The sequence below is a fragment of the Paenibacillus sp. FSL H7-0735 genome (assembly GCF_038008505.1).
In the GTDB taxonomy this organism is placed as follows: domain Bacteria; phylum Bacillota; class Bacilli; order Paenibacillales; family Paenibacillaceae; genus Paenibacillus_AQ; species Paenibacillus_AQ odorifer.
The window spans coordinates 3419936-3434309 of sequence record NZ_JBBOZH010000001.1 but is presented as its reverse complement, the minus strand read 5'-3'; the positions used below and the strand labels follow the sequence as shown (position 1 = coordinate 3434309).

General features: G+C 40.8%; 11 protein-coding genes. 1 reads left to right on the top strand and 10 read right to left on the bottom strand.

Going from position 1 to position 14374, the window contains the following annotated elements:
- Positions 1-23: 23 nt before the first annotated feature.
- The 8 genes from NSS82_RS15640 to NSS82_RS15605 all read right to left on the bottom strand — a co-directional run bounded on the left by NSS82_RS15640 (position 24) and on the right by NSS82_RS15605 (position 10395).
- Positions 24-1355 (bottom strand): FUSC family protein, encoded by a 1332-nt coding sequence (locus NSS82_RS15640; RefSeq protein ID WP_036678223.1) that lies wholly within the window; start codon positions 1353-1355, stop codon positions 24-26.
- Entirely contained in the window at positions 1352-2440 is a 1089-nt protein-coding gene (locus NSS82_RS15635; RefSeq protein WP_036678226.1) for a DUF58 domain-containing protein, read from the bottom strand. The genes NSS82_RS15640 and NSS82_RS15635 overlap by 4 nt, the downstream gene beginning before the upstream one ends.
- A 3-nt stretch (positions 2441-2443) precedes the next feature.
- Positions 2444-3421 carry an AAA family ATPase gene (locus tag NSS82_RS15630; RefSeq protein ID WP_076105594.1) on the bottom strand — a complete coding sequence of 326 codons (978 nt, stop codon included), beginning with the start codon at positions 3419-3421 and terminating at the stop codon, positions 2444-2446.
- 132 nt (positions 3422-3553) lie between these two features.
- A complete protein-coding gene (locus NSS82_RS15625) occupies positions 3554-4642 on the bottom strand; it encodes a GerAB/ArcD/ProY family transporter (protein ID WP_094901362.1) in 1089 nt (362 codons plus the stop codon).
- A gap of 21 nt (positions 4643-4663) precedes the next feature.
- Entirely contained in the window at positions 4664-5815 is a 1152-nt protein-coding gene (locus tag NSS82_RS15620; protein WP_076272488.1) for a Ger(x)C family spore germination protein, read from the bottom strand.
- The gene (locus tag NSS82_RS15615) at positions 5812-7263 is read right to left on the bottom strand and encodes a spore germination protein (RefSeq protein ID WP_076272487.1); all 1452 of its coding nucleotides are present in this window, start codon (positions 7261-7263) and stop codon (positions 5812-5814) included. Before NSS82_RS15615 ends, NSS82_RS15620 begins: the two co-directional genes overlap by 4 nt.
- A gap of 133 nt (positions 7264-7396) precedes the next feature.
- Complete coding sequence (locus NSS82_RS15610) at positions 7397-8662, bottom strand: right-handed parallel beta-helix repeat-containing protein (protein WP_370510602.1); 1266 nt, start codon at positions 8660-8662, stop codon at positions 7397-7399.
- Between the two features lie 872 nt (positions 8663-9534).
- Positions 9535-10395, bottom strand: a complete 861-nt coding sequence (locus NSS82_RS15605; protein WP_036678238.1) for a DUF421 domain-containing protein — start codon at positions 10393-10395, stop codon at positions 9535-9537.
- 208 nt (positions 10396-10603) lie between these two features.
- Between NSS82_RS15605 and NSS82_RS15600 the strand changes: the two genes are divergently transcribed.
- Positions 10604-10810, top strand: a complete 207-nt coding sequence (locus tag NSS82_RS15600) for a DUF1657 domain-containing protein (RefSeq protein WP_036678243.1) — start codon at positions 10604-10606, stop codon at positions 10808-10810.
- Positions 10811-10847: 37 nt separating this feature from the next.
- Here the strand turns inward: NSS82_RS15600 and NSS82_RS15595 are convergent, their stop codons facing one another.
- Positions 10848-12641: a sensor histidine kinase gene (locus NSS82_RS15595; RefSeq protein ID WP_076105590.1), complete on the bottom strand. Its 1794-nt coding sequence runs from the start codon at positions 12639-12641 to the stop codon at positions 10848-10850.
- 16 nt (positions 12642-12657) lie between these two features.
- Positions 12658-14238, bottom strand: a complete 1581-nt coding sequence (locus NSS82_RS15590; RefSeq protein WP_036678246.1) for a response regulator — start codon at positions 14236-14238, stop codon at positions 12658-12660.
- Between the last annotated feature and the right edge of the window lie 136 nt (positions 14239-14374).

The window sequence follows — 14374 nt, the reverse complement described above, 5'->3', positions numbered from 1 at the left end:
TTGCATATATTCTGAAAACGATTCTATAATTTCAGTTGATTTTTCAAGGCTGCAATATCAGAAGCCGCAGGCTGGTCTTCTCCGTATCTAACTTTTTCATATATTTCAATCAATTGTTCTGACGCAGCTATAGAATCTTCATCTCCCTTACGTTTATGCTTGTTACGATCTCCCCATAGCAAAACATCCCTTTTTGTTTCCTGCGGCGTAAGATAACTTTTCATTTCATAACCGTTATCGCGCTTTATATTTAGCCACCGCCGATAAAGCCAACGTACACGTTCCTGCTCGCCATTCATCTGTTCCCAGCGATCCTTTCGATGTTTTGAAGGAAGACGTGAGCTCCAGAAATCCTTCAACCCTCGAACGGTTTGTTCCCAAGTAAAGACGCTTTTCTCTTCGTCAAGATATGCTGTATTATTCTTAGGGGCATGTTCCCTACGTAACATCGATAACAATGCATCTATGGCTCTCCGCCACTTTTCTCCAGCATTTCTGTACAACCAGCGAAGTGCATAATAGGCTACAAACCCCAATAATACCGCTGCCAAAATATAGAATCCGTACTCTAGTATAATAGCTAGCCAGCCCCGCTTTTGCTCGCCAACAGGCGGTAACATCGGAGTTGCTGGCGGCAATTCTGCTGGCGGAGGCTCTGGTTCTTTTGTGCCAGAAAATAACTGATTAATAAAATTGAAAAATGAGCGTAAGAGTCTCCATACCAGTGTTCCTATAGCTTTGCCGACACCTGCTGCTAGTACAGCTGCAATAACTCCAATCACAATGACATATATACGATTATTCCGTTGTATCCCTTTGGGCAGCGTTTCATTCTCTTCAGTAAGTGCGCTGTATCGTATATAGCTGCTATTAGAAATAAGTAAAGTCAGTATTAAATACAGACTGCCACACCAGGTCAATAACGGCACACTTGGCTCCAATTCAGGAACTCTATGAAACGCTATAGTAGCTACAAAATAGATTATTATACCTATCCAAAACATTCTGAATCTATTATTTCTAGAGTCTACCGTCATCCCTAAAAATGTACATATAAATCCAGCCACACCTAAGGGAAGGCTTTCGATGGATAAACTCCCTGAAACCGCACCTAATAATACCCCGAGGATTAAGGCGGCAAGCAATTGCTTCCATCTTACATTGCAAAAATTGCGCAAAAGAATGCCCGCTAAAGCTAGTATAGGCAGCGCAATCAACCATATTTGTTCATCTTGTTGGGGCAACAAATAAATCTGAAATAGAACCCAAACCGGTAGAAATAGCAACAATTCAATAACAGACCACAACCAGAGTTTGACTGTTTCCCTTACATAGCCAGACAACGTAAGCTTCATGCGCTCTCTCTCCCTTGTTCCGGAATATCCAGCCATTCCACACCATTGCCTTGCTGCATTAGGAGATCCGTCGCCTTTTGCAATTCTGCTCCTCTATGGCAGCTTATGATTAGAAAGTCTGTGTCACTAATTCCACTCTCAACCTGCAATTCCAATAGTCGACTCATAGGAAGTGTTCTATCCAGCTTCAGCCTTGCCAGCAGCTCTAACATATCTTCGAGCTGAGCCATCGGCTCTGCTTCAATTGGATCTCTTTCGCCAGCATCGTCCAATCTGCCATTACAGATTAATCCGGTCTCAATTCCATGCTGCATTGCGTATTCAGCTATAGTCGCTGCATATCTTATTCCTTGCTCGATTCGTTCCACATCAGTCACCGTTCTCCACATGGAATCACTGTCCTCTATATTCAGACAGATGACGAGCCGGGAGTCAGCAGTATAATCTTTTTTATGAACCTGCATAACACCAGTACGTGCTGTAGCCTTCCAGTTTACCAATCCCATAGAATCTCCTGAGCTATACTCACGAATGCCAGCAGTCAGAAAAGGGTCTTCAACGATCCATCTTTTCACAGGAAGCTCACCCAGCCAGCTATGAATGGGCAATGGAAGCTCGTCTAGATTCAGCAGAACGGGATAGATCAATAACTCTAACTCGAGTGGATACGTTTTGTTTTTTCGAGTCAAACCAAATGGATCTCCCGTTGTCATAGTCACGGATTCCAAACGATATAAACCACGACGCTCACATGTCACCTGATGCCGTCTTTTAATATGACGATAAGATTTTAAATAGAATAAACTAATATGATTCTGAGAGATTTCTCCTGTACTAATCCCAAGATTATCCTGACTTCCAAATTCCAGACCTCTCGCAATACTAGACTCCAATCGGAGCCACGGCAAAGGAAGAAGTTTCGCATTAACGATCTCCTCGATCATCTCAATACGTTCTCCTTCATAAGCAGTCTTGCGTGAAAAATAGCGAGAATAACTAAGCGCTTTCAGGCCATTCCGTTTATAAATGTCAGCAAGAAGTAACACCAACGCCACAGTAATGAAAATGAACCAAGGCAAAGCCATAGGTCATTCCACCTTTCCGCCTCTTAAGGACGTCACGGGTTCAGCAGGCACCTCAACTTCACGTAGCACTTGCAATACAATATCCGCGGCTTGTCCCTCTCTTGAGCCTAATCCCCGATGAAGCAGCAGACGATGTGCAAGCACGGAAACAGCTACGGCTTTGATATCATCCGGTGTTACATAGGACCTGCCTTGAATAAGTGCATATCCCTGAGCTGATCTAAGCAACGCGCCACTAGCACGTGGACTCGCCCCCAGTTTTACTGCCGTAGATTTGCGGGTAGCTTCCGTTATCCGTACGATATAACCTAATAAATCATCACTGATACTTACCGATGCGGCTAAGCGCTGTGCGGCTTGAATATCTTGTACCGTTGCTACAGGAAAAGACTCTTCGAGCGGATTATTCTCACGAAAACGCTGTAAAATATGTATCCCTTCATCGAAGGTAGGATAACCCGTAGTAATCCGCATCAAAAATCGATCTAACTGAGCCTCAGGCAGTGGGAAGGTCCCTTGGTTGTCTATCGGATTCTGAGTAGCAATGACAAGAAATGGTGCTTCTAATCCGTGCGTTACGCCATCGATAGTTATTTGCCGTTCCTCCATACACTCTAATAGGCTGGATTGAGTTCTAGGTGTTGCACGATTAATTTCGTCAGCCAGCAGTATATTAGCAAATACCGGACCTGGTCTGAACTGAAACTCTCCCGTCTTCTGATTGTAATAGTTGATCCCGCTTAAATCAGAAGGCAATAAATCCGGTGTAAATTGAATGCGCTTAAATGAACAATCTAATGATTTGGCAAGAACCTTTGCGAGCAAGGTTTTACCCGTTCCTGGTACATCTTCCAGCAGAACATGTCCATTCGCAAGTAATGCGGTCAGCAGCAGGTCTACTCCCTCCTCTTTTCCTACAATGACTTTGGCAAGATTGGCCCTAATAGATTTGATAAGTTCAGTTACTTCTTGAAGATTCATGTGAATACACCATCCAATCTGAGGATAATTATGTAATAAGTGCTTTAATCATAACAGAAAGCGTACCCGATTTATAATTCACAAAAAAAAGCACTGCCCATAATTAGACAGCACCCGTCTTCCATTCGACTTTCATTTCGCAGTCTTATGCCGATATCGAAAAAAGGCTACAATCCCGTAATATATGGGTATGCTTTCAACGATTAGCCAAATGATCACAATGGCAAAGCTTTTGTAGTGTTCGTAATATCTGCCGACGTCGCGTGAATATAAGTACGCTATTGTCACTGAAGCCAGTGTTAAAAGGGGAACGTAAATTTTTTTACTATTAGTATTAAACAAACTTGCTGCACATTTTGAAGCTACATAGATAAGGAAAGCACTGTGAATAAACATCGAAGACGACCAGATTCCAATCAAAAGCGGGTCAGTATTACCTAATAAATTATCTTCTTTTGAACTACGCACCATCTCAAGAAAAGGATATTGGAGTTGCTGGCCTAAATGTGGACCAAAACTCATCATTGTCAATAACCATCCTATTAAGACCGTAATTGAAACATAGAACTGCGCAAATACTAATCTTTTCATCATTTTCGCTTCAATTTTTAAATCAGGTGCAATGAACAAAAGGACAATCCATTCTCCAAACCATGACATGACCACAATAGAATCTTTCAGGGCGATTCCAGGATCATGATAATGAAAGAAGGCAGGTACCATATTAAAGTCCGCGTTTGGAAGGAATAAATTAAATAAAATAATCACGGTAATAAAGAAAATAATAAATAATCCATCGGCCATATATGTAATTGTTGCAAATCCTAGACTTGCCGTGTACATGATCACCAGACCAACGACACACTGGATAAATAGAGGTGGAGTTCCTCTTAAATAATTCGAGCCGAAAAATAGTACGAAATTCTCTATATCGAAAGAAACATAATAAACACACCAGCATAGTAGGAGCAGAATCATAAATTTATGTGGCCATTTGCCAATGATCTCTTTTCCAAAGTGAACCCAAGCTTGATTAGGTCGCAGCTTACCAACATAGATTGTAAACCACAATAATATCAATCCTAATAAGGAGCCAACGATTAATGCAATCCAGCCTTGATAAGAGGAAGTAGCAATAATAGCTGGTATCAAAAAAATGGTGGTTTGTGAGCTAAAAAAAATAGTGATAAACCGGAACAGCTGCCACTTTGTTGTACGCATAACTTCTCCTTCCTCAGTTCTTTATTTTGCTGTTCCAAAATCTACAATCCGAAAGTCCGCCTTCACCTTAATATCCGCCTCATGAGCGTAGTAATTTTCCCAACGTTCTCTTAATTGCTTCCAAAGTTTCGGATCATTCCATTCCAGCAACATGCCGAGCTGTAGTACATCCGCACCTGCTTGTTGGGATAAACGTATAGCTTCGGTCAGATTAGCAGTAACTTTATCGCTTAGTTTCTCTGTAATGATATTACTGATCTCTTCTAGATTTCTTTTCTTAGGATCCCTTAAATAAATCACACTAGCTTTTCCCTTTAATTTCACTGTAAAAACTGGACCCTTATCCGTTATTTTTACTTTTTTTGAAGATTTGGTGCTAACAAACACAACACTTGCTGCACTTTCTCCACCATCCCAGGTAACAGAATAAACCGACAGCTTAAGCTTGCCTGCGGCCCATGCCAATGCCCTCCCCTCTTTAAGCTTTAGTATTCCCTTCATTTTCTCATTCTGAAACAACATAGCGCCTTGAATGCCTGCCCAATATTGTGGTTTGCCTTCTTTTGTAGTTTCTTCTTTTTTACCAAATGAAAGATTATTTATAGCAAATCCAACGCCCGATGCCTCAGCGAATATGCAGTCCTTAATTGTAGTCGAAAACATATATTTTTCTGTTCCAAAGCTCCTCAGTACATCAGAAGGCAATTGTTCATAGATAGGTGTTAATGTATTCATCTCTTTGGCACTGCCGGGACTAGCCATGACATAGGTTCCAAGGGGGAGACTTGGCTCTCTTCTAATCCATAATAGGAGTTCAGCGATCCCTTGTTCTGCATAAGCTTTCCCTAAGACAATTATTTTCAATTGGGAAAGACTAAGCTGACGTGTCAGATCTTTTTGAACTAGTAACATGGCGTCTGCGATCGTATCTGCGGTCTTAGAAACTGTAGAATAACTATTCCCATCACCGCCACCACTTGAGGGCTGGCTTCCCGAGTTAAGACGATTAGGCAAAGGAGAGTTAATCGTAATTTCAACGGTGCCTGCTTCTTTGCCTACATCTATAAATAAGCCGTACACAAAGGTTAATTCGTCCAGTTCCACCTTGGACGACCAACAGCCTGTTAAATTTAGGAGTAGAAGTATAACCACTCCTATCTTTAGAGTTCTCATTTTTGATTCTGTCTCCTTAGATTCCTGTTGCTATAAAGTTTGCTGCGTTTCTTCATATAGTTAGAGGGAAAGCGAGATAAAGTGTCCTTCCAATCTTCTAACACCAAAGGGGCAACGGGTTGTAAATACGGTGAGCCTAACGGTCTAAGATTAGCTAAATGTCCGTAAATCAAAAACGCTGTAATATATACCCCGAGCAATCCCATTGTTCCCCCCATAATCAATAAAGGGAAACGAAGTAAGCGAAAAGTCAGACCGAGCTCATAATGGGGAATAATGTAGGTGGCAATTCCGGTAATGGAAACAACAATAACCATAGGAGCGGATACAATTCCCGCTTGTACCGCAGCCTGACCGATGACTATACCCCCAATAATAGAAACGGTCTGGCCCACAGGCTTTGGTATTCGGGTTCCAGCTTCTCTAAGGGCTTCGAATGTAAGCTCCATAATCAAAGCCTCAGTCAATGCTGAGAAAGGAATGTTCTCTCTGGCAGATGCTATCGTAATTAACAGGTTTGAGGGAATGATCTGAGGATGAAAGGTTGTAATCGCAACATAAAGCGATGGAAGAATCATCGATATGATGGAGAACACAAATCGAACCATTCGAATCCAGCTTGCGGCATAGAAGCTTTGATAATAATCCTCAGAGGATTGTAGCATTGTAAAAAAAGATGTAGGTGCAATCATTGCAGTGGGTGTGCCATCCTGTAATATTCCGATCCGGCCTTCCATTAAAGAAGCTGCCACCGAGTCGGGGCGTTCTGTATATTGAAATACAGGAAATGGTGTCAAGTTCCCCTTCCGCAATTGCTCCGATATATAACTAATGCCCAATATCCCATCAATATCTATTTCATTTAGTTGCTTTTCAATTTCCGCAAGAACTTCTTTTTTATAAAGTCCTTCAATATATACAACATACACATCAGTTTTGGTATATTTACCAATTGTATACTGAATAGTCTTTAGATCCGGATGTTTAATTTTGTGTCGGAGCAGGGACAGATTTGTTTCAATATCTTCAATAAATGCTTCTTGTGGTCCAATCACCACAAGTTCATTTTGTGATTCCGTTACCGATCTTTTCTGATATTGCGTGATCTCAAAATAATAAACATAAGGAAGCTCTTCAAAACAGAGCACTACTTTTCCAGCGACAATCAAATCCACAGCCTTGTTTATGTCAAACTCCTTAAGATACGGGATGGGAAAAACAGCTCCTCGATCCAGTCGTTCTAAAAAATCAGACCATTTGTGCTCTGAATTTGCTTCATTTCTTAGCGGCAATGCAATATCCTTATGAAGACTCAGGGAATTCACAATGAATGGGATATAGATCAAGTGGCAGGAATGCCCGTGAAGGCGAATGGATTGAAAAACTGCATCACTAGATCCCTCTAGTTGTTCTTTAATTGTTTCAATAATTCCAGACATCTGCGGCATACCTCCAAGATTGTGACTTGTTAATCTGGCTTAGTTTGCCAATGAAATGGAAGGTTTATTCTTATATCAGAGCAAAAAGGCATGAGTCCGGTATAGTACCGAACTCATGCCCATCAAACCCCTAGATTTCAAATCAAGGAAATGTAGCACCAATATTAGTTCCGCTAGGTGTTCCAGATCCGATTAGGTCGCTACCCCCTGTTAATTTGAGGAAACTGCCCAGACTAAAAGATCCATCAGCATTTCGCACCACTGAAGGCGTAAGACTTACAAAATCAGCGGCACTGGCTACCAAACCCTTGGCATTGGTACTTGCATTACTCTTCCACCACACATTAGTACTTAGAATATCGGTTCCACTTGTTTTGTCACTCGATCCTCCTGCAAAAGACAAGTTGTTCGTAAATTGGTGAGTACCGGTATCAAAAGCAAAGTTACTCTGTCCGTTACTCCAAGAAGTATTATTTGTTAACTGGATGGAACCTGGATTACTGTTGTAAGTGAATCCGTGTTTTTTATTTTGAAATGCGATGCTATTCAGTACAATGTGGTTTACTGCAATCTTTTCACCACCTAGTTTGAATCCATTCCCATCGCTGTTTGCCGTTGAATTTCCATCTGAGGTCTGTCCGTTCTTATAGGAGATACTATTCTTGATCGTCACCACTCCGATGGGGCCTGTTTCTGATTTACTGTAAAGATCCCAGCCGTCATCTGTATTCCATGCAGCTATACATTTATCGAATACGTTACCAGGACCTATGGTCAGCTTAGCAGCAAAACCATCAGCGTCTTCCCCGTTATCCGGATCATAATTATCATGAGAATACACTCCAATGATCTGATTATAGCTCGGCCATTGACTCATGCTGGTCAGAGATGAAGCATAACGGCTGATTTGCAGTCCCGAATCCCGATTATGATGGGTTTCAACATTCTCAATAATGTTATAGTTCCCGCCAATAAAGAGCCCATTATCTCCTGAGCCTCTTATCTCTAATCCTTTTACCTTCCAGTAGTTACCGTATATCTGCAAACCACGTTGAGCTGGGTCAAATGGCTGGGCGTAAAAATCCAGTATAGGCTTCTCAGTCCCATATGCAGCGATGTTCTTTCGTAAGTTAGAGCTTCCGCTATTATCTTGTCCAACAATTATTGTTGAAGAATACGTGTAAACCCCTCCACGCATATAGATGGTTTCCCCGGGGGCTACCTTCGTAATCGCTGAGGCCAGTGTGGTTGGACTACCAATTGTTCCTGCGTTGCTGTCCAGACCATTAGGGGCTACATAAATCGAGCCTGCAATTGGTGTTGCAGTTGGAGTGGCGGTTGGAGCTACTGTCGCAGTGGGGGTTGCGCTTGCTGTTGGAGTAGCCGTAGGAGCTACCGTTGGTGCAATTGTTGGTGCTACGGTAGGCGTAGATGTCGGAGTGCCCGTTGTGATATCGGAGACATTGATATTGTCGAACTTCGCTGCTGTCTTATAAGCTACAAGTCCAATACCACCTGCCGTCAAATTGTTATCGTGTGCATTTAACTGCAAAACATCATTAACATACATTTTAAGCGAATCTCCACTAAGCTCCAGCCTAACTGTATAGGCAGTTCCAGTGGTTATAGGAAAATCAGTTTTACTAGCCAGTGTTGAACTTGAACCATTCACCTTTTTTCGTATTTCAAGCGTCCCACCATTACTGTTAGACAGAGATGCAGCATAATAGTTATTTCCGTCAACATAGCGCCCGCACACATAAGTTCGATTAGTTCCATTGAAATTATCAATCTTCACATCGGCTTGAACACTATAATCTGTCCACGTGTTGCTACCGGAGAACGAACGTCCTTCGTTTTGACTGGATTGATAATACATATGATTGCCACTCTCTTCAACTACAGACCAAGTTCCTGTTGTACTCGTCCAATTGTCGGCATTTCCATTCTCAAAATCATTGCTAAAAATATTTGCTGCCTGTGCGGTAGGGTTACTCCATACCAAATTACCTAGAACCAGCGAAGTTGTAAGCGTAACCATAATTCCGAATGAAAATTGTCCTTTTAGTTTCACGTGAACATCTTCCTCCTTGTTTTTGTGATTTAAATAAAAAGCGAGGACATTCCTCCAATCCTGTGTCATCTATAACTCCAGCCTAATCTCAACTATAATTAATATTTTGAAGTTGTACAGCTACTTTGTGCCCATATTATTACATTTATTTAAATTAATATAAAAAAACACCCTCGATCTCACTCGAGAGTGCCTTATCTATACCCTTAATTTTGAATTAACGGTTTCAAAACCTTCAGTGAAGCTTGCAATTGCTCCGAACATTGTTCATACATTTTTTTAGCTTTTTCGTTATCTGTTGATAAACTGAACATCTCTAAATCAGCTTCACACTTTTTCAGCAAAGCATATAATTGTGGCTTATCCTGCGGCTGTGGGACTTTAAAGTTATCGGCATACAAATCGACTGTCAGCTCACCATAAGAATCAACTTGTCCAAGAAACACATTTTCAACAGTCAGACCCATTTTTTCAAGGGCACCATCAAGCCAGCTTCGCGTTAGATTTAGAGTATCTAATGGTTTGTCGAGCACTTTACCATCCATAATGACAACTTGTGACTCTTTCTCTGGAGCAACCTTTATACCCAATTGCTTAGGGGTTAGCGGCTGATTTTCACTCTTAAGTAAAACATTTATGGCTCCATCAGATTCCATAATCGCAAATTCCACTTCCGATATATTGAAAACGTCTTTTTTGCGTAACTCCTCCAGCAATTCATCTGTGGTTAAACGTTCTTTTTTCATGTGATCTTCGAGAATTTTTCCGTCCTTAATTAGTACGGTAGACTTGAAATCAATAAAGTCTCTTGCTTTTTTACTCTTCATCTGAAGGTATTCGATCCCTAAAGAACAAGCTACCCATACAATCAGTGCAATGAGCCCTAAATGCCATAACTTATCCGTATCCAAAGAAATGTAAGCGGCTAAGCTGCCGACAGTTATCCCCGTAATATACTCGAAGAACGAGAGCTGCGATACTTGTCTCTTTCCCAGTAATTTTGTTAAAAAGAAAAGTACAACCACAGCAAAGAGCGTTCGAACTATAACCTCCAACCACTCCGGCATTACAAATACCCTCCTTTTTGAATCAAAGCTTGTTTACTAACACTCATTATTTGTCAATAAAGCCGCATTCACTCCGGAATTTCACTACTTATTTATGGAAAATCCTCTATTACTACAAACATGAATTTTTTTCCTGCATAACGATAGATGCATTTGAGGACAATAGCAATCGTCTTGCTAATAATCCAACACAGAGGAGAGAAACTCAATGACAGTAGCCTCACAAGTAAAAACATGTTTATCTTCTTTAAAAGGTGCTCAAGCCAGTCTTGAACAATTTGCACTAGAAACACAAAACGAGAGTGCAAAAACCTTGTTCACAAACGCAGCTGAGCAAACACAACAAATCGTAACTCAAGTAGAGAACCGGGTAACCGAATTAGAGTCCGAAGAGCCTCAATATAAAGGGTTCTAATTAAAGCTAAAGGGGTCTTAGGCTAGAAAAACTAGCTTTAAGACCCCTTTTCATCATGTACAACATTCGAACGAATGCCACGCTTGCCCTTATTAGCCGGAATAAGTATCTGAACAGAAGTGCCAATTCCGACACGACTAAAAATGGTTACGCCATACTCAGATCCATATTGCAGTTTAATCCGCTGATCCACATTACGGACCCCATAACCTGTATTCGTATGGCCCTTTGGATCAAAAATTTGATCAATACGTTCCTGTCTCATGCCGATTCCATCATCAATGATGCGGAACAGAATATCATTGCCCTCTTTACGCCCAACAATGCGTAAATGAATGTGGTCACCACACCAGGCGTGCTTCAGCACGTTCTCGATAAATGGTTGTAGAATCAGTTTTATGGTCTCATAAGGCCAGATTTCTGTATCAAAATCAAACATAACTTCCAGACGATCACCGTATTTAATTTTCTGAATTTCTAAATAAGCGTTTGCTTGTTCAATTTCAGTGGGGACCGGAATCATGGTACGTCCTTCATTAAGCGTCAGGCGATAAAACTTCGCTAATTCCAGCACCATCTGCTGCAGCTTTTCATTTTGACCAAACTTGGCTAATTGAATAATAGATGACAACGTATTATATAGGAAATGAGGATTGATTTGTGATTGTAGAATTTCAAGCTCTGCTTCCTTCTTCTGGAGCTGCGTCAAATATACTTCTTTAATCAACATATCGATATTCTCGCCCATATCATTTAACGCGGTTGCAATCTGAGAGAATTCATCCTTGCCTCGATAGGAAATACGCTTGTGAAGATCACCTTCCCGATAGGCATTCAGCACGTACACGAACTTATTAATCCGAATTGAAAAATATCGGGATATAAATATGCCGACAAAACTAAAGACAACACAACAGATGAGACACATTAAAATAATAAACAGTCGTACCTTCACTGCATCCTGTTCAAGTATTGTAATTGGAACTAGCGCGTTTAATTGCCAAGCTTGGTTAGAAACCGTAACTGTTTCACTAATCGTCAGGTAATCCTTATTAAGTTCGGCTTCATTGGTATAGTGCTCTGGTAGTTCTCCCGATTGGTACATCGTTCTTCCGAACTCGTTTTTTAAAATTAGAATACTTCCTTTTCCTATCTTCGTATAATTCACACTATTGAACAGATCTGGAATGCCTACATTAATCCGCAAGAAGCCAATCTCCTTAGGCACGAGAGGGTCGTATGTATCTATTAATCTACGGAGCAACGAGATCCGATTATTTTCTACATCGCGCTCGATCTGCCACCATTTCATAGTCTCCGCGTATTTCTCGGTTGGAAAATCATAATACCAGGATTTCCCTTCAATCCGTTTCATATGGTAAAGATGATAGAAGCTACTATTATCCAGATAGCCCTCAAGTGAATTCGAATAGATCTCAGGAATGGATTCATTCTTTAAAAATAGCGACATCCCAATCCTCATACCCGTTGATTGAATAGCTACGTCCAGCTTTGGAAGTACCTTCATAGACATCCTATCATAGTTTTCCCAGCCTTCTTCATAACTTCGCAGATTCCGATAGAAATCATAATCACTATATAATTGCGTTGATATCCGAATAACTTCCCCCATTTTATAATCAATATTATCGCGAATCTGCAACAACGTACCTTTAATATTCGAACTTGTATGCTCGCGTAATGAATCATTGTACATAGAGTGAGAGACAAAACCGATCACGGATACAGGGATAATAATGAAAAAAATATAGGTCAGCATTAATTTATACCCTATCGGCACATACTTATGTTTTCTTCTTGGTTGTTTCATGCAACATCATCCCCCATCACTTCTCCCGCTTACGATACTCCATAGGTGTCATACCATAGGCTTCTTTGAATTGTCTGCTGAAGTAAGGAAGATAACGGTAACCTACCTGGCTCGCGATTTCATAGATTTTACACTTCGGATCTTTCAAAAGCTTGCCTGCTTGTTCCATTCGCAGCTGAATGAGTACTTCGCTGAACGTTTTCCCAGTTTCCTCTTTAAATAGATATCCCAAATAGTTGGGTGAGAAAGAGAACTGCTGTGCAATATCCTTTAACGTAAAATTCTCGCTCATCTTATCCTTCATCATTTGCATAATTTCTCTAATCAGTTTATTGTTCACTGACTCTGTTTTGCTTCGTAGGTACTCGGATATTTCAAACGTTTTGAGTACAAGCCAAGAGCGTATATCACTGATCGTATCGAATTGAAGCAAAATATCTAAACTATGTAACTCCATACCTAAGATTTCAAATAAATCCTCGCTAACCTCCTTCAACTGCTGATCCAGCTTCCATATAATATACATGGCTAGATTATGAATCGTAAATTTAGATCTTAGACTACTCACGGATCTGAACAGCTTATCGATCTCATCATAAATAAGGACTAACTCATATTCTTTCATCGCTTTAAAAAGCGTATCCATACGGGTATCCAACGTACGGGCATCAATCATTCCAGGTTCGCTGCTAACCGTTTCATACATAATAAGTTTGCCTTTGCCAAGAAACATCTTTCCGTCAACGGCTTCCATAGCTTGCCGATAGGAGGTGTGGACCTGTTCCATAGCAAATGTAGGCTTCCCTACACCTACGGTCATAGTGACAGGAAATTTTGTACGAATCGAGTCATAAATTTCTTCAATAAACCTCTCCATCTCCTGTTCGTTAATCAACAACGCGATTCGATAAGACGATACCTTATAGCAATGAGGCATCCCGTGCTTCTGAGCAATTGTATTCACTTCATATAGAAAGTCCTTGGACATTAGATGTTTAGTTAGATTATCCTGTTCTTGAAACCAGTTGAAATAGTCCAGCTCCAAGACCGCCACACGTATAGGCCATTCCAGCTTATCCAGACCGTAGGATTTCATAAGCTTCAACATTCCAGCTTGAGTATCCCCCTCCCATTCCCCTTCAAACAAGCGGATCAACAAATCATTTTTGGCCATAGGAATCATATGCTGATAAGCTTCTTCAACGTCACGCCGTTTACTTTCATCATCTAAATCCTGCTTAACTTTCTGAAGTGCAGCAATAAGTTCCTTGTCATCCATTGGTTTAAGGACATAGCTATACGCTTTTAGCGAAAGCGCCTGTTTCACATAACTGAAATCCTGGTAACCGCTTACAAAAATCACACGTATATCGTTTTTTTTCTCTATGGCAATCCGAGCCAGCTCTAGACCCGACATATTCGGCATATTCACATCACTAACAATAATATCAATAACATGCTGTTCTAAAATATCGCATGCGGTAAACGCGTTATTCGCTGCCTCCACGACCTGCATACCCAGTTCATTCCAAGGAATGAATTGTCTCATGCCTTCAAGATCAAGCATCTCATCGTCTACTAATAATACGTTGTACATCAACACAATCCTCCTTTGAAATGTTTTTAAACCAACCTGCTGAATTCTACTAACCAATCTTTTTCAGTATACCATTCATTCTCTTACCTAACAGCTTATAAAGCAATGAGCACTAGAAATGGGACGTAAAAACGAA

Coding starts and splice junctions, on each gene's coding strand:
- NSS82_RS15640 (WP_036678223.1), bottom strand. CDS start 1,355: ATGAAGCTTACGTTGTCTGGCTATGTAAGGGAAACAGTCAAACTCTGG.
- NSS82_RS15635 (WP_036678226.1), bottom strand. CDS start 2,440: ATGGCTTTGCCTTGGTTCATTTTCATTACTGTGGCGTTGGTGTTACTT.
- NSS82_RS15630 (WP_076105594.1), bottom strand. CDS start 3,421: ATGAATCTTCAAGAAGTAACTGAACTTATCAAATCTATTAGGGCCAAT.
- NSS82_RS15625 (WP_094901362.1), bottom strand. CDS start 4,642: ATGCGTACAACAAAGTGGCAGCTGTTCCGGTTTATCACTATTTTTTTT.
- NSS82_RS15620 (WP_076272488.1), bottom strand. CDS start 5,815: ATGAGAACTCTAAAGATAGGAGTGGTTATACTTCTACTCCTAAATTTA.
- NSS82_RS15615 (WP_076272487.1), bottom strand. CDS start 7,263: ATGCCGCAGATGTCTGGAATTATTGAAACAATTAAAGAACAACTAGAG.
- NSS82_RS15605 (WP_036678238.1), bottom strand. CDS start 10,395: ATGCCGGAGTGGTTGGAGGTTATAGTTCGAACGCTCTTTGCTGTGGTT.
- NSS82_RS15600 (WP_036678243.1), top strand. CDS start 10,604: ATGACAGTAGCCTCACAAGTAAAAACATGTTTATCTTCTTTAAAAGGT.
- NSS82_RS15595 (WP_076105590.1), bottom strand. CDS start 12,641: ATGAAACAACCAAGAAGAAAACATAAGTATGTGCCGATAGGGTATAAA.
- NSS82_RS15590 (WP_036678246.1), bottom strand. CDS start 14,238: ATGTACAACGTATTATTAGTAGACGATGAGATGCTTGATCTTGAAGGC.